19 protein-coding genes are annotated in these 22,372 nt (G+C 72.2%); 5 read left to right on the top strand and 14 right to left on the bottom strand.

The genetic code is table 11. The features are described 5' to 3' along the window. Nucleotides 1-22: 22 nt before the first annotated feature. From IE272_RS12945 to IE272_RS39290, 9 genes are all read right to left on the bottom strand, one after another. A complete protein-coding gene (locus IE272_RS12945) occupies nt 23-277 on the bottom strand; it encodes a WhiB family transcriptional regulator (protein WP_026290061.1) in 255 nt (84 codons plus the stop codon). Nucleotides 278-393: 116 nt separating this feature from the next. Then, nucleotides 394-1,188 (bottom strand): VOC family protein, encoded by a 795-nt coding sequence (locus IE272_RS12940; protein WP_050362153.1) that lies wholly within the window; start codon nt 1,186-1,188, stop codon nt 394-396. A gap of 275 nt (nt 1,189-1,463) precedes the next feature. Then, on the bottom strand, nt 1,464-2,537 hold the full coding sequence (locus tag IE272_RS12935; protein ID WP_050362154.1) for an LLM class flavin-dependent oxidoreductase: 1,074 nt from the start codon (nt 2,535-2,537) through the stop codon (nt 1,464-1,466). A 5-nt stretch (nt 2,538-2,542) separates the two neighbouring features. Then, entirely contained in the window at nt 2,543-3,427 is an 885-nt protein-coding gene (locus IE272_RS12930) for an ABC transporter substrate-binding protein (RefSeq protein WP_050362155.1), read from the bottom strand. Next, on the bottom strand, nt 3,428-4,210 hold the full coding sequence (locus IE272_RS12925) for an ABC transporter ATP-binding protein (protein ID WP_056705631.1): 783 nt from the start codon (nt 4,208-4,210) through the stop codon (nt 3,428-3,430). Then, nucleotides 4,207-5,091 carry an ABC transporter permease gene (locus tag IE272_RS12920; protein WP_050362158.1) on the bottom strand — a complete coding sequence of 295 codons (885 nt, stop codon included), beginning with the start codon at nt 5,089-5,091 and terminating at the stop codon, nt 4,207-4,209. Before IE272_RS12920 ends, IE272_RS12925 begins: the two co-directional genes overlap by 4 nt. Beyond that, entirely contained in the window at nt 5,088-6,119 is a 1,032-nt protein-coding gene (locus IE272_RS12915) for an NrtA/SsuA/CpmA family ABC transporter substrate-binding protein (RefSeq protein ID WP_050362159.1), read from the bottom strand. Before IE272_RS12915 ends, IE272_RS12920 begins: the two co-directional genes overlap by 4 nt. A gap of 17 nt (nt 6,120-6,136) precedes the next feature. Beyond that, complete coding sequence (locus tag IE272_RS12910; protein WP_050362160.1) at nt 6,137-7,159, bottom strand: ABC transporter substrate-binding protein; 1,023 nt, start codon at nt 7,157-7,159, stop codon at nt 6,137-6,139. A gap of 307 nt (nt 7,160-7,466) precedes the next feature. Continuing rightward, on the bottom strand, nt 7,467-7,577 hold the full coding sequence (locus tag IE272_RS39290) for a putative leader peptide (protein ID WP_326620095.1): 111 nt from the start codon (nt 7,575-7,577) through the stop codon (nt 7,467-7,469). 199 nt (nt 7,578-7,776) lie between these two features. On the opposite strand from IE272_RS39290, the gene IE272_RS12905 reads away from it, so the two are divergent. After that, the gene (locus IE272_RS12905; RefSeq protein ID WP_056705643.1) at nt 7,777-8,562 is read left to right on the top strand and encodes an IclR family transcriptional regulator; all 786 of its coding nucleotides are present in this window, start codon (nt 7,777-7,779) and stop codon (nt 8,560-8,562) included. A gap of 185 nt (nt 8,563-8,747) precedes the next feature. After that, nucleotides 8,748-10,976 (top strand): DEAD/DEAH box helicase, encoded by a 2,229-nt coding sequence (locus IE272_RS12900; protein WP_190006883.1) that lies wholly within the window; start codon nt 8,748-8,750, stop codon nt 10,974-10,976. A 39-nt stretch (nt 10,977-11,015) separates the two neighbouring features. On the opposite strand, the gene IE272_RS12895 is transcribed toward IE272_RS12900, so the two are convergent. Beyond that, nucleotides 11,016-12,065, bottom strand: a complete 1,050-nt coding sequence (locus tag IE272_RS12895; RefSeq protein WP_057666916.1) for a multicopper oxidase domain-containing protein — start codon at nt 12,063-12,065, stop codon at nt 11,016-11,018. A 271-nt stretch (nt 12,066-12,336) separates the two neighbouring features. Between IE272_RS12895 and IE272_RS12890 the strand changes: the two genes are divergently transcribed. After that, nucleotides 12,337-14,841 (top strand): ThuA domain-containing protein, encoded by a 2,505-nt coding sequence (locus IE272_RS12890; protein ID WP_229897294.1) that lies wholly within the window; start codon nt 12,337-12,339, stop codon nt 14,839-14,841. Then, entirely contained in the window at nt 14,838-17,075 is a 2,238-nt protein-coding gene (locus IE272_RS12885) for an OmpL47-type beta-barrel domain-containing protein (RefSeq protein ID WP_098892865.1), read from the top strand. The genes IE272_RS12890 and IE272_RS12885 overlap by 4 nt, the downstream gene beginning before the upstream one ends. Nucleotides 17,076-17,089: 14 nt before the next feature. Here IE272_RS12885 and IE272_RS12880 read toward each other — a convergent pair whose 3' ends face one another. Both IE272_RS12880 and ligD read right to left on the bottom strand, forming a co-directional pair. Beyond that, nucleotides 17,090-18,157, bottom strand: coding sequence for an ABC-2 transporter permease (locus tag IE272_RS12880; protein ID WP_190006882.1), 1,068 nt, complete (start codon nt 18,155-18,157; stop codon nt 17,090-17,092). Next, nucleotides 18,154-19,179 (bottom strand): non-homologous end-joining DNA ligase, encoded by a 1,026-nt coding sequence (gene ligD / locus IE272_RS12875; protein WP_229897293.1) that lies wholly within the window; start codon nt 19,177-19,179, stop codon nt 18,154-18,156. The genes IE272_RS12880 and ligD overlap by 4 nt, the downstream gene beginning before the upstream one ends. 76 nt (nt 19,180-19,255) lie before the next feature. Between ligD and IE272_RS12870 the strand changes: the two genes are divergently transcribed. Beyond that, a complete protein-coding gene (locus tag IE272_RS12870) occupies nt 19,256-20,317 on the top strand; it encodes an ATP-dependent DNA ligase (RefSeq protein WP_190006881.1) in 1,062 nt (353 codons plus the stop codon). Here IE272_RS12870 and IE272_RS12865 read toward each other — a convergent pair. Both IE272_RS12865 and IE272_RS12860 read right to left on the bottom strand, forming a co-directional pair. After that, the gene (locus IE272_RS12865) at nt 20,306-21,559 is read right to left on the bottom strand and encodes a lytic transglycosylase domain-containing protein (protein WP_190006880.1); all 1,254 of its coding nucleotides are present in this window, start codon (nt 21,557-21,559) and stop codon (nt 20,306-20,308) included. The genes IE272_RS12870 and IE272_RS12865 overlap by 12 nt on opposite strands. 21 nt (nt 21,560-21,580) lie before the next feature. After that, the gene (locus IE272_RS12860; protein ID WP_098892867.1) at nt 21,581-22,348 is read right to left on the bottom strand and encodes a hypothetical protein; all 768 of its coding nucleotides are present in this window, start codon (nt 22,346-22,348) and stop codon (nt 21,581-21,583) included. Nucleotides 22,349-22,372: the final 24 nt, after the last annotated feature.

The following is a 22,372-nucleotide window of genomic DNA, read 5'->3' as shown; positions in this document are numbered from 1 at the left end:
GCGTGTGTGCGGCCGGGGACGTTCAGCCCCGGTCGCGTCCTTCTCTGCGCAGCCGCTCGCGCTCCTTCTCCGAGAGCCCGCCCCAGACGCCGAACCGCTCGTCGTTGGCGAGTGCGTACTCCAGGCAGGCCAGACGGCCTTCGCAGGCGTTGCACAACTGCTTGGCCTCGCGGGTCGAACTGCCCGGGGCCGGGAAGAAGAACTCGGGCCCGGCCTGCGCGCACAACGCGGACTCCTGCCAGGCGAGCGCGTCGTCGGTCACGGTGTTGATCAGCATGGTGCACACGGTGCCCGGTGGCGATAAACAACCGATCAACGATTCATCAATTCCGCTCCGAAGCCGGTCCCTGAGTCCTCGCCGGAGCCACCGGGGCCGCGGTCCCCCGCTCGTGGCTACTGCCTGGGCTCGGGCCTCATGACCGCGAAGACCGCCCCGAACGGATCGGCGACGTTGGCCATCTTGCCGACGCCGGGCACGTCCATGGCCGCCAGGGTCTCCGTGCCGCCGAGCCGCTTCGCCGTCGCCACCGTGGCATCGACGTCGGCCACGGCGAAATACGGCAGCCAGTGGGGGCCGCGTGCGGCCTCGGAGGGGACGTCGCCCATCCGGACCAGGCCGCCGAACGACGCCTCCGGACCGGCGCCGGCCGGGTGGACGGTGGTGTAGGTGTAGTCGGTGCCCTCCACCTTCAACTGGTCGGTCCCCCAGCCGAAGACGTTGTTGAAGAACGCGGCCGCCGCCGGGACGTCGGAGGTGTACAGCTCGGCCCAGAGGAACGAGCCGGGTTCCTGGACGACGCCGAAGCCGGGGTGCTTCTTGGGCTGCCAGGCGGCGAAGTACGCTCCGGCCGGGTCCGTGAAGCCGCCCATGCTGCCCAGGTCCAGGACGTCCATCGGCTCGAACGCGGGGCTGCCGCCCGCCCGCTCCACCGCCGCGGCGGTGGCGGCGATGTCGGGCGACTGGAAGGAGACCGACCAGGCGCTCGGCGATTCCTCCTCCGACACCGTCATCACACCGCCGACGTACCGGCCGTCCAGGGTGAGCATCCCGTAGCCGCCGACCTCGGGGCCGCCGGGTACCAGATCCCACCCGAACAGCTCCCGGTAGAAGGCGGTGGCCGCGTCGAGGTCGGGCGTGCCGAGATCGACCCAGTCGGGCGCTCCGTCGAGGAAGGTGGGGCTGATCATGGCGTGCTCCTCCGTCGGTCCGGGTGATCCTGCTCGTCCTGTGCTGCCGGGTGATTCCTCTCGTTCCGAGTCTTGCACCGGGCGCCGACGACCGCAGTCCGCGCGGGTCCGACCGGGGTGCGATACACCTGCGGAGCCGTGGGGCCCGGCTGCGGACCGGTGGGAACCGGGTCCGGCGGTGATCGCTGCTGTCATGCGGCTCAGAGTAGACAGCGCCGAGGGGCCGGGGCGAAGCGTTGGAGCGGCGCGTCGTCCCGGCCGTCGGGCGGTGTCGTTCAGCGCCGTACGTCCAGGGACGGGAGCACGGTCTCGGCGACGCGGTAGGCCTCCTCCAGCAGGGGGTTGCCGGACAGGATGAAGGTGTCGACGCCCAAGTCCTGGAATTCCCGGAGTCGTTCGACGACCTGGGCGGTGGAGCCGACGACCGCCGTGCCGGGGCCGGGCCGGAAGAGGCTCATGCCCGGCCACATGTTGGGGTGGACCTCCAGCTCCCGCGCGCGGGCGGGCACTCTGCCGCCGTGCTGGCGGAACTGCCGCTGCCAGCCGACACCGTCCTCGCCCGCACGGTCCCCGAGCTGCCGGGCGTACGTGGCCTCGCTGGTGACGTCCAGCAGCCGGTCGGCGGCCGCCCAGGCCGCGTCCTCGGTGTCGCGGACGATGAGGTGCAGGCGCAGCCCGATGCGCAGGGTGCGCCCGTGGGCGGCGGCCCGCGCCCTGACCCGCTCCAGCTTCTCCTTGAGGAGGTGCGGGGGCTCGCCCCAGGTGAGGAAGACGTCGACGTGTTCGGCGGCCATCTCGATGCCGGGGTCGGAGGAGCCGCCGAACCAGAGCGGGATGTGCGGGTCCTGGACGGGCTTCAGCTCGCGGAAGGACGCGCCCGCGTCTCTCAGGTCGTAGAAGCGGCCCCGGTGGTCGAACACCTCGCCGGCGGTGAGCCGCTTCACGATCGACCAGTACTCGGCGCTCAGCGCGTACCGCTCGTCGTGTTCCACGTGGAGCCCGTACTCCTGGAGGGACTTGGTGGATCCGTTGACGACGTTGAAGCGCAGCCGCCCGCCGAAGAGGGTGTCGAAACTGAGGGCCATCTTGGCGAGCAGGGTCGGCGAGATCAGTCCCGGGTGGACGGCGAGCAGCGGCTTGAACCGGGTGCTGGTGGACGCGGCCAGCGCACTGCCGAGCGGCCAGACGTCGTAGAGGTCGGTGGCGAGCAGCGCACCGCTGTAGCCGAGCTGTTCGACGGTTCCGGCGAGTCTGCTGAGGTAGCCGAGGTCGACGGGGCGCCGGCCGGACGGCTCCCAGGGGTAGGCGCCCTCGCGCGGGATGATGTACCAGAGGACTTCGGTGGCCATGGCCCTCAGACCGCCTTCGCGGGTGCGTGGGCGACGGCGTGCGCCACGGTGACCGGGCGCTCGATGAAGCCGGTGCGGTGGAAGATGTCGGCGGCCTCCTGCTGTTCGGCGAGGAAGGCGTCGCCGACCTCCTCGATCCGCCACGGCAGTGCGGAAAGCGCGCTCTCCCAGTCCTCGACCGTGCCGCCGAGGTCGGCGGAGGCGATCCGCGCGGCGTCGCGGGGGTGGGCGGCGGCCCAGTCGTCGGCCCGCCGGAGCGCGCGGGTGAGGGCGTCGATGATCTCGGGCCGCTCTTCGGCGAGTGCGCGCCGGGTGAAGAACACCGAACGGTCGGTGATGACGTCGCCGGTGCGGATCAGGGTGCGCAGCCCGCCGGTGCGGCGGGCTGCGGCGAGCTGCGGTCCCTGCGCGACCCAGGCGGCGACGGCTCCGGTGCGCAGGAGCTGTTCGCTGTTCTCGGTGGAGCGTTCGGCGGTGATGTCGTCGGCGTAGGAGAGTCCCGCGTCGTCGAGCGCCTTGGCGATCAGGTGCGTCTGCCAGGAGCCGATCGCCAGATGGACGGTCCTGCCCTTGAGGTCGGCGGCCGTCCGCAGGGGGCTGTCCTCGGGGACCAGCAAGGCACCGTGCTCGGGGCGCGGGGCGGAGACCGCGGTGTAGACGAGGTCGTGGCCCGCGGCCTGGGCGGTGACGGGCGGGGTGGAGCCGGTGCCGCCGAAGTCGATGACGCCCCGGCTGAGCAGCTCGCCGGTGCGGACGCCGTTGCTGTACGGGTGGAAGGCGACGCTCTCGCCGAGGGGCTCCAGCTCCTGCTGGGCGAAGCCGTGCCGGGTCAGGTGGTAGAGGTGGTAGAGGGACGGATTGCTGGCGTGGACACCGATGGTGATGGTCATTCAGATCACTCCGACGGAGAGCGGGGCGGGCGTGGTGGCGGGGCCCGTGGTGGGCCCGGTGGCGGCTCCCGGCGCGGCGGGGACGCCGAGATCGTCCAGGAGGCGGCGGCGCAGTGCGGCGAAGGCCGGGTCTCCGGGGTCGCGGGGGCGGTCGACGGCGACGCGCTCGTCGGTGACGAGCCGCCCGTCGCGCAGGACGGCCACCCGGTCGGCGAGCCGTACGGCCTCGTCGACGTCATGGGTGACCAGGAGCACGGCCGGGCGGTGCTTGCGGCACAGTTGGTCGACCAGGTCGTGCATCTTCAGCCGGGTCAGTGCGTCCAGGGAGGCGAACGGCTCGTCCAGCAGCAGCAGTTCGGGCTCGCGCACCAGGGCCCGGGCGAGGGCGACCCGCTGGGCCTCGCCGCCGGAGAGGGTGGCGGGCCAGGCCTCGGCGTGCCCTTCCAGGCCCACTTCGGCGAGCGCCCTCAGTCCGTCCGGCGTACGGGATCCGGGCAGGGCGACGGTCACGTTGGCGAGGACCTTCTTGGACGGTACGAGGCGGGGTTCCTGGAAGACGATCGTGCGGCTCTCGGGCACCAGCACCTCTCCCCCGTCGGCCCCGTCCAGCGCCCCGAGGATGCGCAGCAGCGTCGTCTTGCCGCTGCCGCTGGCGCCCAGAAGGGCGACGAACTCCCCTCGGGCGATGTCGAGTTCGAGGCCGTCGAGCACGGCGCGGCTGCCGAACACGCGGCGCAGCCCCCGTACCCGTACGGCTGTGGACTGCTTCCTGTCACCGGTCATCGGCGGGCTCCTTGCGGGGTGCGCCACGGCATCAGGACGCGTTCCAGGAGGCGGACGAGGATGTCGGCGGTGAGGCCGAGGAGCCCGTACACGAGGATGCAGACGGCGAGGATGTCGGTGCGGGCGTAGCTCTGGGCCTGGGACATCAGATAGCCGATGCCCGCGGTGGCGTTGATCTCCTCGGCGGCGATGAGGGCGATGACGCTGAGCGTCATGGAGAGCCGCAGTCCGGCGAGGAGCGAGGGCAGCGCGCCGGGCAGGACCACTTCGCGGACGATGCCGAGCCGGCTCATCCCGAAGGCGCGCATCGCCTCGATCAGCTTCGGGTCGGTGGTGCGGACGCCGCTGGAGGTGGAGACGTACATGGGGAACGTGGTGGCGACGGCGATGAGGAGGATCTTCGCGGTCTCGTTGATGCCGAACCAGACCATGAACAGCGGGACGAGGGAGAGGAAGGGGATGGTGCGCAGGGTCTGGAGGGAGGAGTCGAGCAGTTCGTCGCCGAGCCGGGTGAATCCGGTGACGATGCCGAGCGTGAGTCCGGCGGCGAGGCCGACGATCAGGCCGAGGCCGGAGCGGGTCAGCGAGGTGGTGAGGGCGTCGGGCAGTTGCCCGTTGCCCCACAGCTCTCCCACCGCGCGGAACACCTCCGCCGGTGAGGCCAGGACGTCGGCGGTCAGCAGCCCGGTGGCGGACGCCGCCCACCACAGGGCGAGCAGGACCACCGGGCCGAGCGCCCGGACCGTGACGGCGTAGGAACGGCTCCGGGGTCTGCGCAGCTGCGGGCGCGGGGCGACGAGGCCGGGGGGCGGAGCGTCGCCGGTGTCGGGGGCGCCTGTGCGGGGTGGGCCGGCCGGGCCGGCCGCCGGGGTCACGCTCATGTCAGCTTCTCCACGTCGAGGAGGTGGGCCGCCACGTCGACCTTCTCCTTGGTCACCTTCTGTTCGGCGTAGAAGGCGGCGACCGCCTCGAAGCGGGCGATGTCCTCGGGGCCGATCGGGTCGACGGTGCCGCCCTGTGCGGTGAACTCGGTCTGGACCTCCTTCGCCTTGCCGGTGACGGCGGTCGGGCCGACGTCGGTGAAGACGTTGAGGTAGGCGGCCGGGTCCTTCTTCTCCCGGGCACTGGCTTCGTGGAGGTAGTCGTAGAGCGCCCGGACGATCTCGGGATGCTGCTCGGCGAAGCCCGTACGCACGGCGTTGAGGCTGTAGTTGTCGGAGCCGATGGCCGCGCCGTCGGCGACGAAGTGCGCCTTGCCGCTGCCGATCTCGGCGACCGCGTAGGTGGCCCAGACGGCCCAGGCGTCGACCTGTCCGGCGTTGAGGACGGCGGCGGTCTGGTCGGGCCTGAGGTAGACCCGCTCCACCTTCTCCGCCGGGATCTTCGCCTTGGCCAGCGCCTTGAGCAGCAGGTACTCACCGGTGCCGCCCTGGTTGACGGCGACCTTCCTCCCGATGAGGTCGGTGACGGATTCGATGCCGGAGCCGTCGCGGACGAGGATGCCCTCGCCTGCCGCGTCCGGGTCGACGGCGGTGAAGAACTTGAAGCCGGGGCGCTGCGCGAGGGAGGTGATGCCGGAGGTGATGGAGCCGGTGGCGATGTCCAGCTGGTCGGCGTTCATCGCCTGGGCCGCCGGGGCGAAGGGCCCAGCACTGCCGGTCCACTTCACCTTCGCGCCGACCTCGCCCAGCGCCTTGTCCAGGCTGCCGTCCTTCTTGCCGAGGGCGAGCACGCCGGAGTTGCCGGGGTCCGGGATGCGCACCTCGACGGTCTTCCCGGAACCGGAGCCGGAACCGTCGGCGCCGGTGGTGTCCGCCTCGGAGGTGCCGCAGGCGCTCAGCGCGAGGAGTGCGGTGGCCGTCAGCAGGGCGGCCGGAGCGGTGGTGCGGAGTGGTCGGGTGACCTGCATGGTGGTGGTCCTCGGGGTCAGGGAGTGGCGGGTGGCGGGAGTGCGGGCGTGCCGTTCAACGCGGCGGCACGGCGGAGCGGTGCGGGGTCGGCCCAGGATTCGATGTCGACGGCCTCAGGGAGGAAGCCGTGGGCGCGCAGGGCCCTCTCCTGTTCGGCGAGCAGGGCGAGACGGCGCGGCGAGAGGTCGGGGTGCAGGGTGCGGTGGGTGCCGGGGAGGTAGGCGCCCGCGACCCCCTCGGCCCCGGCCCCGGTCTCGGCGCCGAGGATCCGGTCGACCTCGTCCGGCCGGTCCGCGGCCCAGTCGGCGGCCCTGAGCAGGACGGCCAGGAAGCGGTCGACGAGCCCGGGGTGTTCGTCCAGGAGGTCCTGGTGGACGGTGATGGGCCTGGGTGTGCCGTTGTTGATCCGGTGGGCGGGGTCGGGCAGGTCGTCGAGTTCGACGGCCACCTCCGCGCCGGCCCGGCGGGCCGCTTCGACGGCGACGGCTCCCTTGACGTACACCGCGTCGACGTCCCCCCGGCGCAGCGCGGCCAGTCCGGCCGACCACTGCTCCCGGGAACCGCCGGCCGGTACGTCGACCGGGACGGTGTCCGCGAGGCCGAGGCCCGCGGAGGCGAGAGCCCCCTCGAAGCCGCGCAGGGCCATGGCCCGCCAGAAGTCGATGGCGATGGAGTGGACCGGCAGGGCGATGCGCGATCCGCGCAGCGCGGCGGCTCCGCGCAGTCCGGAGCCGGGGGCGACCAGGATGCTCTGACGCTCCTCGATCCAGGTGAGGCCGACGAGCCGGGTCCGCTCACCGCGTGAACGCGCCCAGAGGGCGGGGACGTTGCCCCCCTCGCGGAAGAGGCCGGGCAGTGCGTGGGTGTAGTGCGCGGAGCGGTCGGCGTCGGGTTCGGCGTCCTGCAGGGAGCGCACCGCGATGCCGTCCCGGGCGAACTCGTCGGTGAGCCACCGCCGGTCGGCGGCGATGCCGGTCGCTGTGGGCACAGGACAACGGGTGAACCAGAGCGTGCGGGGCAGGACGGGGGCATGCGTCATGGAGGTGTCTTCCCGGGAGGGTCGGCTGAGCGGGCGGAGGCCGGTGAACGGCGAAGGACGCGATGCGGCACGCGACTGCCGCGGACGCCCCGTTGGCCCCCGTACGCCCGTGGGGGCGGGACAGGGGGTGGCACGCGGTGAGGACGGCTGCTCGGCGAGGGGCGGTACGCGCGGACGCGGGAAGCGGAACGCGCCGCGGCTCGACCGGGCTACCGGGCTACCGGGCTACCGGGCTACCGGGCTACCGGGCTACCGGGCCGTCGTACGGGACCGGGCGGTAGGCCGGGTGCGCGGCGTGCGGCGGCGGTCAGCGACAGGTGGCGCTGGAGACGCGGGCCAGGTCGATGTGGCGGCGCGCGGTGAGAGCGAGCGGCACCGGGACGCCGGGGGCCGACTGCACGACGGTGTGTCCGGACATGGTCCACGGCTCCTTTCCGCTCGTCGGTGGGGACGGCCGAAGCCTGCCACGGATCCGGACGGGCCGACAACTCGCTTCCCATGATGTGGGATTCCATATGAACAGCGTGTTTCCCGCGAAGGATGAGCCCCTTATCCACTCCCGTAATGTGGCAACGATGGAGCGCCCTTCCCATCTCACGAGCGGAGAGTGAACCGATATGACCGAGACCGCGGCAGCACGCGCCCCGGGCGGCGCCCAGGCGGTCCGGAGGGCCCTCGACGTCCTGCACTGTTTCCATGACAACGGCCCCGACCTCAGCGCCTCCGACCTGGCCCGCCGCCTCGGACTCCCGGTCTCCACCGCCCACCGGCTCGCCCGGACGCTGCTCGCCGCGGGCTTCCTGGAGCAGGACCCGCGCACGTCGCGCTACCGCCTCGGCCCCGCCGTGACCGAGCTGGGCCGGCTGTCGTACCACCAGCGCGGGCTGCATCTGGCGGCGCCGGAGCTGGCCGACCTGGCGGAGCGGACCGGCGCGACGGCCGACCTCGCGCTGCGCAGCGGACCGCACGCGGTGATCGTGGCCGGCGGCTCCGTCACCCCGAAGGTGGGGCTGCGCAGGCCGCTGCACTCCACGGCGCTGGGCAAGGTGCTGCTGGCCTGGGCCCGGCCGGGCGAGGGCGGCCCCGGCACGCTGCCGCCCCTGCCCGCGTTCACCGACCGCACCATCGTCGACCCCGCCGCGCTGGAGCGGGAGTTGGAACGCGTGCGGACCGACGCGTACGCGGTGAACGACGGTGAGTCGGCGCTCGGGGTGCGGACCCTGGCGGTGCCGGTGCTGGACGGTGCGGGGTACGCCCGCTTCGCCCTCGCCGTACGGGCCACGCCGGAGGTGATCACCCCCGAACGCACCGGGTGGCTGCTGACCGAGGCCCGCTCCTGTGCCCGGGCCCTGGAGGTGCTGCTGCTCTCCCCCGCGGAACGCCGCCCGCCCGCCGGGCCGTAGCGCCCGCCGCCCGGCGCCGCGCGGCCGGCAGGGGCGGGGCGCGACCGGCGGGGCGCGACCGGCGGGAGCGGGGCCCGGTGGCGCACGCCCGGGGCCTGTCGGTGGGGCGTGGCACGATGGCGCGAAAGCCGACGGAGCGGGACCCGGGGCGGTGAGACACCCCCTCCGGGAACAGAAGGACGCACATGAAGCAGAGCGGGGCGGCGGGCGGCACGGCCCTCGGGACACTCGCGCGCGGGGCCGCCGGGAGTCCGGTGCCCACGGGCAGCGCGGTCCGTGAGCTGCTCGCCCGGGCGGAGCGGCTCCTGGAGAGCGCCCGAGCCGTGCCGGCGGACCGGGCAGACGCCGTGGACGCCGTACGCTCCGTGCTCGATCCGCTGCTCGACTCCCTGGTGGGCCGGGAACTGGCCGCCATCCCCGTCTCCCGGCTCAAGGACGTCACCGAGGGGCGGCTGCGTCTCGGGGCGCTGGAGCAGGCCGGGTTCGGCACGGTCGGTCAGGTCCACGGCACGCACCGCTACGAGCTCCGGCAGCTCCCCGGAGTCGGTGCGCACACCGCCGACCAGGCGCTGGCCGCCGCCGCGCAGATCGCCCACGCCGTGCGGGACACCGTCTCGGTGCGGATCGACGTGGACGCCCCGGACGACACCAGCACCGCACTGGTCGTCGCCCTGCACCGGCTGGCCGAGGCGGGTGCGGACGCGCGGCGGGCGGTGGACGCGGCCCGCCGGCTCGCCGAGCGGCTCGGGCCCCCGGTGGCGGCGGCCGGGCCGGCCGGGAGCCGGCTGCGGATGCTGTTCACCGGGCGGGAGGCACGCGCACGGGTGCGCGAGGCCGTCGACTCGGTGCGTGCGACCGTGGCGGACGCCGTGGAGCGGGAGCTGCCGGTGCTCTTCGCCCAGGCGTCGGCGGACCTGCTGCGGTCACCGGCGTCGCCCGCCGAGGCCTGGGTGGACTTCGAGCTGCGGTCCGCCGAGTACTACAGCCTGCTCGCCGAACTGTCCGGCAGCGGGCCGGACCGGGACGCCGCCGAGGGGTTCCTGCCCGCCGGGATCGCGGACCGGGTACGCGCGCTCCGCCTCGACGACACGCATCTGCGGGTGTCCCTGCGCGGGTACCAGGCGTTCGGGGCGCGCTTCGCGCTGACGCAGAAGCGGGTCGTCATCGGGGACGAGATGGGGCTCGGCAAGACCGTGCAGGCCATCGCGGCGCTCGCCCATCTCGCCGCCCACGGCGAGAGCCACTTCCTCGTGGTCTGCCCGGCGAGCGTACTGATCAACTGGACCCGGGAGATCCGGGCCCGCTCCACCCTGCGCGCCGTGCCGGTGCACGGCGCGGAGCGGAGCGAGGCGTTCGCTGACTGGCGCGAGAACGGCGGGGTGGCGGTGACCACGTTCGACGCGCTGCACCTGCTGCCCGGGGCGGGGGCCTCGGTGCGGCCCGGGATGCTGGTCGTGGACGAGGCCCACTTCGTGAAGAACCCCGCGGCCCGCCGGTCGCGGGCGGTCGCCGGCTGGGCGGACCAGGTGGAGCGGGTGCTGTTCCTCACGGGCACCCCGATGGAGAACCGGGTCGAGGAGTTCCGCAGCCTGGTACGCCGGCTCCGCCCCGAACTCGCGCCGTCGGTCAGCGGTACGCACGGCGCGGCCGGTTCGCAGGCCTTCCGCCGGGCCGTCGCCCCCGCCTATCTGCGCCGCAACCAGGTCGACGTGCTGGCCGAACTCCCGGCGCTGGTCCAGGTGGACGAGTGGGAGGAGTTCGGCTCCGAGGACCGGGCCGCCTACCGCGAGGCGGTCGCCTCCGGGCGGTTCATGCGGATGCGCCGGGCCGCCTACGCGGTGCCCGGGTCCTCCGCCAAGCTGGAGCGGCTGCGCGAACTCGTCGACGAGGCGCGGGACAACGGCCTGAAGGTGGTCGTCTTCTCCTACTTCCGCGAGGTCCTCGCGACGGTCGGGGACGCCCTGGGTCCGGACGCCTTCGGGCCGCTCTCCGGGAGCGTCCCGCCGGCCCGGCGACAGGAGCTGGTCGACGCCTTCTCCGCCGCGGACGGGCACGCGGTGCTGCTGAGCCAGATCCAGGCCGGGGGCACCGGGCTGAACATGCAGGCCGCCTCCGTGGTCATCCTGTGCGAGCCGCAGATCAAGCCCACGCTGGAGCACCAGGCGGTCGCCCGTGCGCACCGGATGGGCCAGGTGCGCACGGTCCAGGTGCACCGGCTGCTGGCCACGGACAGCGTCGACCAGCGCCTGGTGGAGCTGCTGGCCCGCAAGGACCGGCTCTTCGACGCGTACGCCCGGCGCAGCGACCTCGCGGAGACCACCCCGGACGCGGTGGACGTCTCCGACGCCGCACTGGCCCGGCGCATCGTCGAGGAGGAGCAGCAGCGGCTCGCGGACGACGCCCGCCGTCCGTGACCGGGCCCGCCCCCGGCACGGGCCCCGTGACGGACGGGGTCAGTGCTGGTGCTCCCCGGCGGCCTTCCCGGCCTTCTCCTCGGCGCCCTTCGCGCCGGACTTCTCCTCGGTCCTCTTCTCCGCGCCGCCCGCCGCGTGGTGGGGTTCGTAGCCCGGGATCGTGCCGTCGGGCTTCTTGATCAGCAGGAGCCCGGCCATCCCCATGTCGGAATGGCTCTGGACATGGCAGTGGTACATCCAGGCGCCCGCGCCCACGCGTTCGCCCGCGATGATCTGGAGGCCGAAGGAGTCGGCGGGGCCGCAGATCTTGTTGTCGATGACCCGGCTCGGGTCGTCGGGGCCGGTGAGGATGCCGGTCCGGTTGTCCGCCCAGCGGTGACCGTGGATGTGGAAGGTGTGGTAGTACTCACCGTGCGTGATCATCACGAATTCGAGCCGATCACCCACCGTGGCCTCGAAGTTGACGCTGTTGTGGGCCGTCTTGTTGTTGATCGTCATGTCGTTGAAGACGACCGTGCAGGTCTGGTCGGGCAGGATGTCGCCCTTGCGGCGCACGACGACCGGCCCGTAGAGCCCCTTGCGGATGCCGCCGGTGCCGTGGTCCGTGCCGACGACGTGGTCGTGGTAGTGCCAGTAGCCCGCGCTGCCCGGCTCGTAGGTGCCGTCCTTGCGGAGGCGCGGGGCGTGGGTGCGCCAGGTGTACGTCCGGGTGCCGCCGGGCTCGACGTGACTCTTGTTCATCCGGGTGCCGTCGTTGGCGATGTCGTAGTCGACGCCGTGGACGTGGAGGCTGGCGTCGACGTCGGTGAGGTTCTCGAACTCGATGTGGACCGTGTCGCCCTCGTTCAGCTCGATGAGGGGGCCGGGGATCGAGGCCTTGCCCTTCTCGAAGCCGTAGCCGAGCTGACCGTCCGCCAGCTTCTCGGCGTACATCTTCAGTCGGCGCACCACGCCGCCGGCCGGGGCCGTACGCGGCGGGTTCTCGGCCGAGCTCGCCTCCACCGCCCCGAGCGACAACGATGTCACCCCCGTCGCGGCCGCGGCTGCGCCACCGACCAGCATCCGCCGGCTGAAGGTCCTTCGGTCCATGTCGAACTCCCCACTGCGATAAGGAAACTGGCGATGCCGCCGAAACGGAACGGCGCTCACGGGATCCCGGAACGGGCCACACCGTAGCCGGGGCATCCCCGTTTATCCACACCCAGGACAAAGTTCACACGATTGCTGCCATACCTATTGGCGGACCGCGAAAAGAGGTCTAGCTTCGTGCGCTGTCGCAGTGAATCAAGAGGTACTGACGAAGAGTGAGCAAGCCACAGTCACCGAGAGGTGCAGTGACCACAGAGGGGTGGGTGACCACATGCAGCGCGCATCACATCACCGGTCCAGATCACGACGCGGCCTCGCGGCGGCCGTGGCGGCCGGCGCACTGACCGTGTCCATGCTGGGCAGCGGCGGCCCGGCCAGCGCGGATCCGTCGCCGGACCGGGCCCTGGTGGAGAAGATGGCGACAACGTTGTCGCTGCCGACTCCGCCCGGCGCCGCGAACCAGGTCAAGGTGCTGGTCTTCCACGCCTCGGCGGGCGACGAGGCACCGTACACGGACGCCGGTATCGCGGCGATCGAGAAGATCGGGCTGAGCGGCCCGGAGGCCGGCCGGTTCACCACCGTGGCCACGGCCGACCCGAAGGTCTTCACCAACGGCAAGCGGCTCGGCTCCTTCCACGCCGTCGTCTTCCTGACCGGCGGGGGCGACGTCCTCGACCCGGAGCAGGAAGCGGGCCTGGAGGCCTACATGGAGGCGGGCGGCGGTTTCCTCGGCATCCATGACGCGGCGCGGACCGAACCGTACTCGGACTGGTTCACCGGACTGGTCGGAGCGCGTCCCGCGGCGAACAGCCCGGCTTCCGTACAGCGGGCGACCGTGGAGATCGGCGACCGGATCCACCCGGCCACCAAGAACCTGCCGTTGGAGTGGAAGCGCCCCGACAAGTGGCTGAACTGGACGAAGAACCCGTCCGGTGACGTGCACACCGTGGCACGCGTACGGGAGTTGACGTACAAACCGGGCGCGAGCGCCAACGGCTGGGACCACCCGGTCTCCTGGTGTCGCGACTACGACGGCGGCCGGTCCTTCTACACGGCCATGGGCGGTACGGCGGACAGCTTCGCGGAGACCGACTTCCGCGACCATCTGCGCGGCGCCCTCGCCTGGACGAACCGGACCTCGCAGGCCGACTGCAAGGCGACGATCACCTCCAACTACACCGCCGAGCGCCTGACCCAGCCCAACCAGCCGGGCCAGAACGACCAGATCGGCGAACCGCACGGTCTGGTGACCGCACCCGACGGGCGGGTCTTCTACATCGGGCGCGGCGGGGCCGACAGCTCCGTCCCGGTCGTCATCGACTGGAACGACCCGAACATCGGCAAGGGCAAGGGCGAGATCCACGTCTACGACCCGAAGACCAGGAAGGTCACCCTGGCGGGTGCGCTGGACGTCTTCGGCAACAAGGGCGGCGGCGACGAACTGGTCAAGGTCGAGGAGGGGTTGCTCGGCATCGAGCTGGACCCGGACTTCGCGTCCAACGGGTGGGTGTACCTGCACTACACCCCGCACGCGAAGATCGACCGCGACAAGCGCATGGCGACCCGTCAGGTCTCCCGCTTCACCTTCGACTCCGCGACCGGCAAGCTGGACCTGGCCTCGGAGAAGGTGCTGCTCGGCTGGCCGGTGCAGATCAACAGCTGCTGCCACGCGGGCGGCGGCATGGCGTGGGACTCGAAGGACAACCTGTACATCGCGACCGGTGACAACAACTCCTCCGGCTTCAGCGGTGGTTACTCCGGCAACAACCCGGAGCCGAACTACAAGGGCGTCGGCTTCGCCGACGCGCGGCGCACCGCGGGCAACACCAACAACCTCAACGGGAAGATCCTGCGGATCCACCCGGAGGACGACGGCACGTACACCCTGCCGTCCGGCAACCTCTTCACCGGCGAGGAGCCGGACGAGGGCGGCGGGAAGACCCGGGGCGAGATCTATGTGATGGGTGTGCGCAACCCGGCCCGGATCTCGATCGACGCCTCGACGGACACGCTGTACGCGGGCTGGGTCGGCCCCGACGCGGGCGCCCCGTCCACCACCTGGGGTCCGGCGAAGTACGACACGTTCGCCGCGATCACCAAGGCCGGCAACCACGGCTGGCCGTACTGCATGGGCAACAACCAGCCCTACCGGGACCGTAATCTGCCCGACCCGAGCAAGCCGCTGGGATGGTACGACTGCGACGCCCCGAAGAACGAGTCGCCGCACAACGACGGCCTGGTCAAGATCCCGCCGGTGACCCCGAACACCATCTGGTACTCCCCGCAGGGCGGCGGGGTCGACTACCCGCGCGACGCGAACGGCGTGCCGAGCTACAAGGCGGAGGAGGGCAAGGAACTGCTCCCCTGGCTGAAGGGCGGCGGGCAGGCCACGATGAACGGCCCGGTCTACCGCTACGACGCGCAGAGCGGGTCCACCGCCAAGTGGCCCGCCTACTGGGACGGCAAGTGGTTCGTCGGCGACTTCTACGACGACACCCAGCCCCGGCACGCCGTGCTCACCGACCCGAAGACGGTCGGCAAGGGCGGACTGCCCACGCACGCCGAGTCGTTGAAGAAGATCATCCCGGTCGGGGCGGACGGCATCCGCAACCTGATGGACTGGAAGTTCGCGCCGGACGGTTCGCTGTACGTCCTGGACTACGGGCGCGGCTTCTTCACCTCCGACCCCAAGTCCGCGCTGTGGCGCGTGACCTACAAGGGCGGCGCCGCGACCCCGGCCGCCAAGGATCTCGTCGGAAAGGCGGCAGCGAAGTGAGACATCACCCGCACCTCGCACGCGGGCGGCACCGTCCGCCGAGCTTCTGGGTGGCCCTGCTGGCCTCCCTCCTGATGGTCCTCGGACTCACCTCGACGGCCGCGTACGGCAAGGGGGACGACGCTCCCCCGGCGGCCGCAGCCGACCAGGTGCTGAACTGGACCGCGGGCGACCCGATCGACCGCTATCTGTCCGCGCCGAAGACGGCGGTGGCCGGCAAGGCGACCATCGTCTTCGAGAACAGCACCGCCACCGGGAACACGACGAGCATGCCGCACACGCTGACGTTCAGCGTGTCGGACCCGGAGTTCAACAACGACGTCCAGCTGAACATCCTGGCCAACCCGGGTGACGCCGAAGGCGGCAAGCACAGCGTGGAGGTCACGCTGTCGCCCGGCCGGTACTTCTACCACTGCACGATCCCCGGCCACGGCATGATGCAGGGCATCCTGACCGTCACCGAGGGCAGCGGCGAGGACACCGAGGCCCCCGCGACCTCGGCGAAGGTCGACGGCGACCAGAACGGCGACGGCGCGTACATCGGCCAGGCCACGGTCGGCATCGAGGCCACCGACGAGGGCTCCGGCGTCGACACCGTCGAGTTCGCCCTCGGGGCGGACGGCGAGTGGCAGCCCTACACCGCGCCCGTCGTGGTGAACGAGGTCGGCGAGCACACGGTCCGCTACCGGGCCACCGACAAGGCCGGGAACGTGGCGGCGGAGAAATCCGTCGACTTCGCGGTCGCCGCGCCGCCGACCGACGACAAGACGCCGCCGGAGACCTCGGCGACCGTCTCGGGCGAGAAGGACGACGCGGGCGCGTACCTGGGGATGGCCACGGTCACCGTGACCGCGTCCGACACCGGTTCCGGCGTCAACACCATCGAGTACGCGCTCGGCGCGGACGGCGCGTGGCAGCCGTACACCGCACCGGTGATGGTCCACGAGGTGGGCGAGCACAAGGTCCGCTACCGGGCCACCGACCGGTCGGGCAACGTGGCGGACGAGAAGGCCGTCGACTTCACCGTGGTCGAGCCGCCGTCGCAGGACCAGACGGCTCCGGAGACCTCGGTGAAGGTCGAGGGCGACAGGAACAGCGACGGCGCGTTCATCACCAGCGCCAAGGCCACCGTCTCGGCGACCGACGACGACTCGGGCGTGGACAAGGTCGAGTACTCCCTCGACGGCGGTCCCTACCTGGCGTACACCACCCCGGTGATCGTCGACCGGGTCGGCTACCACTCCATCGCCCACCGGGCGACGGACAAGGCGGGCAACACCTCCGAGGCGAAGAAGGTGTCGTTCACCATCGCCCAGGGCGGCGGGGTTCCCGCGCCGAACTGCGCGGAGTTCGACGAGCGGCACACCGTCTTCGTCGGCACGATCGACACGGGCGTGCCCAACAGGATCACGCGCAACCGCTGCACGATCAACGAGCTGATCGAGGACGAGAAGGACTGGTCCTCCCACGCGCTGTTCCTCAAGCACGTGACGACGGTGCTCGACAAGCTGAAGACCGACGGCGTCATCGACCAGCGCGAGCGCAGGGCCATCAACCAGGCCGCCAAGCAGTCGGGCATCGGGAAGCCGGGCCAGGTCGAGGGCTACACCAAGCTCTTCGACGGCACGGCGGCCTCGCTCGCCAAGTGGCAGCACGTGGGTGGCGGCAAGTTCGAGCTGAACGAGGAGGAGGGCTCCATCACCAGCTCCACCACGGTGGACGGGATGGGCATGCTGTGGCTGCCGAACCGGGCCTACGGCGACTACTCGCTCAAGCTCCAGTGGCGGGACGACGCCCCGGGCTCGGGCAACGCCAACGGCGGGGTCTTCGTCCGCTTCCCGAAGGTCCACGACCACCCGGAGGAGTCGCGCCCGGAGTGGGTCGCCATCAAGTACGGCCATGAGATCCAGGTCAACGACCGGCCGGACGGCGACATGTACAAGACCGGTTCGGTGTACGGCTTCGACCGGGTGGGTCTCGGCGGCGCCGGCGTCACGCCGAAGGGCACCTGGAACGACTACGAGATCAAGGTGGTGGACCAGCACTTCGAGATCTACCGCAACGGTGTCCTGATCAACGAGTTCGACAACACCGGCGGTCAGCTCTTCGAGCCGCCGCGCGGCGACGACCCGGGCACCGACGGCCGGCGGTTCGCCTCCGGTTACATCGGGCTCCAGGTGCACGGCGTCACCGACGTCATCTCGTACCGCGACATCCGGATCAAGGAGCTGTAGACCGCAGGGCCCGCTCAGGTGGCCGCGTCCGCATGCTCCGGCGTGCGGGCGCGGCCACCGGGGTGTCGGTGCCGCCACACCCAGAACACCGTGCAGGAGACCAGCGCCCAGCCGGCGAGGACCAGGTAAGGGAAGACGAACTGGTGCCCCTGGTAGTAGACGGCGGTGTGCTGGGCGTTGACGGAGGCGCCCGGCGGCAGCCAGCGGCCGATGTGCCCGAGCACCGAGGGCAGCAGCGGCCAGGACACCGCCCCGCCGGACGACGGGTTGCCGAGCAGCACCATGACGCCCCAGGTGGGGATCATCGCCCAGCGGCCCATCAACGTGTTGAACATGGTGAAGACCATGCCGGAGGTGAACATCGTGAACGCCAGGATCAGCCAGGACTGGACGAACGGCAGGTCCACCGCCCCGAGCCACCAGTCCACGGCCGCGGCGATGGCGAATCCGCCGAGCAGGGCGTAGGCGACGGTGAAGGCGATGCGTTCGGCCGGGTTCAGGCCGTGGGCGTGCACGCTGAGCTGGATCGCGCCGAGGAAGCCCATGATCACGGCGGCCAGCGAGATGTAGAACAGGGCGAGTCCGCGCGGGTCGCCCCGCTGGAGCGGCTTGATGTCCCGGACCGTGACCTCGACCCCGGTGGCGTCGCCCACCTCCAGGCCCGCCTTGCCGAGCAGCTCGGCCACGGACGCGCCGGAGGCTCCGGCCACGTCGAGGGCGACTCCCCCGTCGGACGCGCGCACGATCGCGAAGACCTTCTGCTCGTCCATGGCGCGGCGGGCGTCGGGGACGTCCGGGTAGTCGCGCAGTTCGAGGGAGGCGTCGAGGGCCTTCTCCATTCCCGCGACGAACGCCTCGCCGCGGACCACCTCCGGCCGGGTGACCAGGGCGGCCGGGATGCGGTGCGGGGTGGGGTCGGCCATCGCGTACGTGTAGGAGCCGGCGAAGAGACCGGCCGCGGCGGCGACGATCAGAACGAGGACGGTAGCGGGGAGGAACGGGCTGTTCTTGTACGTCTCCCAGCGCTCCCGGAGCGTCGGGGCCCGCCCGTGCGCGCCGTGCCGGTCACCGCTCCCGCTCACGCCATCTCGCCGTCGTCGTCGTGGCGGGCGCGGCTGGGCTGGACGCGCCTGGGCTCGCCGGGCATCTTCGGATACTCCGGCGGATAGGGCATGTCGCCGAGCCCGCGCTCCTTCTCGTCCCGGTCGGCCAGTTCCAGCAGGGCGTCGAGCCGGAACGCCTCCTGGTCCATGTCGGCGTGGACGTCGCCGAGTTCGGCGTAGCGCGCCGGGAGCGTGACGATGTCGAAGTCGCGCGGTTCGGCGTCGTCGATCTCCTCCCAGCGCAGCGGCGCGGAGACCGGGGCGTGCGGGAAGGGGCGTACGGAGTAGGCGGAGGCGATGGTGCGGTCGCGCGCGGTCTGGTTGAAGTCGACGAAGATCCGCTCGCCGCGCTCCTCCTTCCACCAGGCGGTCGTCACCCGCTCGGGCATCCGCCGCTCCAGCTCGCGCCCGGCGGCGATGGTGGCGCGCCGCACCTCGGTGAAGGTCCAGGCGGGCTCGATGGGCACGAAGACGTGGATGCCCCGGCCGCCGGAGGTCTTGGGCCAGCCGCGTACGCCGTGGTCCTCCAGGACGGAGCGCAGCTCGTGGGCGGCGGTGACGGCGTCGGCATAGGTGGTGCCGGGCTGCGGGTCCAGGTCGATGCGGAGTTCGTCGGGGTGGTCGGTGTCCCCGGCGCGGACGGGCCAGGGGTGGAAGGTGAGGGTGCCGAGGTTGGCGGCCCAGATGACGGCGGCGAGCTCGGTGGGGCAGATCTCGTCGGCGGGGCGGCCGCTCGGGAAGGCGATGCGGGCGGTGGGGATCCACTCGGGGAGGTTCTTCGGGGCGCGCTTCTGGTAGAAGAAGTCGCCCTCCACCCCGTCCACGAAGCGCTGGAGCGTGGTCGGCCGGTGGTTCAGGGCCCGGGTGATCCCCGGCCCCACCGCCAGGAAGTACTCGGCCACGTCCCTCTTGGTGTAGCCCTTCTCCGGGAAGTACACCTTGTCCGGGTTGGACAGCCTCACGGCCCGTCCGCCCGCGTCCAGCTCCACCGCTGCTCCCATGACGGCCACCGTAGGCCGGTCGCACATATGCCGCACATCGGGAGACATGGGCACGAGGGCGGTCCAGAATCGGCCCATGGACCTGCCGGTGATGCCCCCCGTGAAGCCGATGCTCGCCAAGTCGGTCTCCACCATCCCGCCGGGCATGAGCTACGAGGCGAAGTGGGACGGCTTCCGGGCGATCGTGTACCGGGACGGCGACGAGGTGGAGCTCGGCAGCCGGACGGGCAAGTCCCTGACCCGCTACTTCCCCGACCTGGTCGACGTCGTACGGGAGAACCTCCCGCCGCGCTGTGTGATCGACGGGGAGATCGTCATCGCCCACGAGGGGCGGCTCGACTTCGAGCGGCTCGGCGAACGCATCCATCCGGCGGACTCCCGGGTACGGCTGCTCGCCGAACAGACCCCGGCGAGCCTGATCGCCTTCGACGTCCTCGCCGTCGACGACACCTCCCTCCTCCCCACCCGGCAGGCGGACCGGCGGGAGGTGCTGAGGGCGGCGCTCTCGGAAGCGTCCGCGCCGGTGTTCCTCGCCCCGGCCACCACGGACATCGAGGTCGCCCGGGAGTGGTTCGAACGGTACGAGGGGGCCGGGCTCGACGGGATCGTGGCGAAACCGCTCGATCTCCCCTACCGGCCCGACGCCCGGGCGATGTACAAGATCAAGCACGAGCGGACCGCCGACGTCGTGGTGGCGGGCTATCGCGAGCACAAGAGCGGCCCAATCGTCGGCTCGCTCCTGCTCGGCCTGTACGACGCCGACGGCAAGCTCCAGCACGTCGGGGTCTGCGCGGCCTTCCCGATGAAGCGGCGCGCCGAACTGGCCGAGGAACTCGCGCCGCTGCGCGTCGGGTTCGCCGAGCACCCGTGGAGCGCCTGGGCGGACGCGGCGGCGCACGAGCGGTCCCGGCTGCCGGGGACGCAGAACCGCTGGTCGGGCAAGAAGGACCAGTCCTGGGTGCCGCTGCGCCCGGAGCGGGTGTGCGAGGTGGCCTACGACCACATGGAGGGCGACCGGTTCCGGCACACCACCCAGTTCCGTCGGTGGCGGCCGGACCGGTCCCCCGCGGGCTGTACGTACGCCCAGTTGGAGGAGGTCGTCTCCTACGACCTGTCCGAGGTGCTGTCAGGCGGCTGATCCCGGCTCACCGGTCGGCGTGGCGCAGGGCTCGTCCGACGCGCCCGGGTCCGCCGTACCCGGGTCGCCGGACGGGGACGGCGACGGGGTGTCGTCGGGGCAGCCCGGGTCGGTCTCGCCGGGGTCGGGCGGTGTGGTGGGGCCGGTCGGGCTGGGACTCGGGCCGGGTTCGGTGGGACCCGGGTCGGTCGGACCGGTCGGGTCGGGGCTCGGGCTCGGGCCGGGGTCGGTGGGGCCGGGGTCCGTCGGGTCGGGGCTCGGGCTCGGTGAGCCGGGGCCCGTGGGACGAGGTGTCGGCGTCGGGCTCGGCGGCCGGGTGGGCTGCGGGCCGACGACGACGCCGCCGTCGCCCTTGCCGGGACGTGCCGGTGCGCCGGGCCCGCCGACCGGCGCCTTGGGCGGGGTCTTGCCGCCCGGGCCGGGGCTGGCCGGGAGGACGCCCTTGCCGTCGGCGACCGGGTGGCTGCCGCTGCGGTAGAACTCCAGCCAGGACCGTACGGTCCGCAGGTAGGTGTCGGACCGGTTGTAGCTGAGGATGGCCCGGTCGAGGTCGGCGCCGCGGGTCAGATCGCGGGACCCCGCACAGAGGTAGCGCCCGGCGGCGAGCGCCGCGTCGTAGATGTTGTTCGGGTCCCGGCGGCCGTCGCCGTTGCCGTCCGCGCCCCAGGTCGCCCAGGTCGAGGGGATGAACTGCATCGGCCCGACGGCCCGGTCGTAGGCGCGGTCGCCGTCGTACGCCCCGCCGTCGGTGTCCCGGATCAGGGCGAAGCCCCTCCCGTCGAGCGCGGGGCCGAGGATCGGGGTGAGCGTCGTCCCCCGGGCGTCGACCCGCCCGCCGGACGCCTGGCCGGACTCGACCTTGCCGATCGCCGCGAGCAGTTGCCACGGCAGTCCGCAGCCCGGGTCACCGCGGCGCACCGCGCTCTCCGCCTTGCGGTAGGCGGCCAGCACGGTCGCCGGAATGCCCGCCTCGGACCACGCGCGGGCCACGAGCGGATCGGGCTTCGCCCCGGGCTTCAGGGGCGCGGGCGGCTTCGGGGACCGCAGCGGCGGTAACTCGGTGTGGTAGGCGTCGTCTCCCGGCACCTCGCTCCACACGACGTCGTCCGACGACGCCGCCTTCCCCTGCCGGGGCTCGGACGGTGCGAACCCCGGGGCCTGGGACGCGGTGAGCGCGGTCATCGCGGCGACGGCGGTGGCCGTGGTCCCGATCCGGCGGCGCACCGTGCGGTTGAAGGTCATCTGGACTCCCCTCTCCGGGGCTCAGCGGGTGAACGTGTCGATGGTGGCGATCAGCCAGGTGTCCCCTCGGCGGACGGCGTCCACGGCGAACATGGCCGCCGCGTAGGTCGTCTCCTCGTCCTTGCCGGTACGGGTGTTGCTCTGGTCGGCGAAGATCAGCAGCCGGGCGCGGTCGCCGTCGAGGAACTCGACCCCGCTCTCGGTCACGGTCGTGGTCAGGACGAGCTTCTGCCGCGGAGCCTGCTCCCGTACGTCGGCGAGCATGTCCTTGTGCTGCTGCACGGCCCGGCCGGTCAGATAGGTGCTCGCGGCACGGTCGGACCGGGCGGGCGAGGCGTAGTCGTACGAGAACACCGCGCCGACCGCCTCGCTGATCCGGCCCTTCACCTCACTGGTCCGGCCGATGTCGGTGAGCGCGGTGTTCTGCCGGGCCGGCTCGTCGCGGAGGTCGCCGGCCGAGGCGAACGCCCAGACGGCGAAGGCTCCGAGGAGGACGGTGAGGGCGCACAGCACGGCGGGAAGTCCGACGCGCAGGCGGGACGCCTTGCCACGGGGGGCGTTCCCCGGGGCGTCGGGGGCGGTGTCGGAGCCGGCCGTGGCATCCGTGTCGGCATCGAGATCGGAGGCGGTGTCTTGCGCAGCCTGCGGTCCGGCATCGGCATCGGTGTCGGTAGCAGTGGCGGTGGCGGTGGCCTGCTCGGAAGCCTGATCCGGCTCGGCCCCCGGCGTACGCGGTGGCGCCGTGGCCAGCCGGCGGCGGCGGTTCACGAGGTGACGGGTCGTCGACATGCGTGGGGTCCTCTCCGGAACGTG

It is taken from the genome of Streptomyces anulatus, from assembly GCF_014650675.1.
GTDB classification, from domain to species: domain Bacteria; phylum Actinomycetota; class Actinomycetes; order Streptomycetales; family Streptomycetaceae; genus Streptomyces; species Streptomyces anulatus.
The sequence above is the reverse complement of the archived record's forward strand: the minus strand, read 5'-3'. Positions and strand labels throughout refer to the sequence as shown.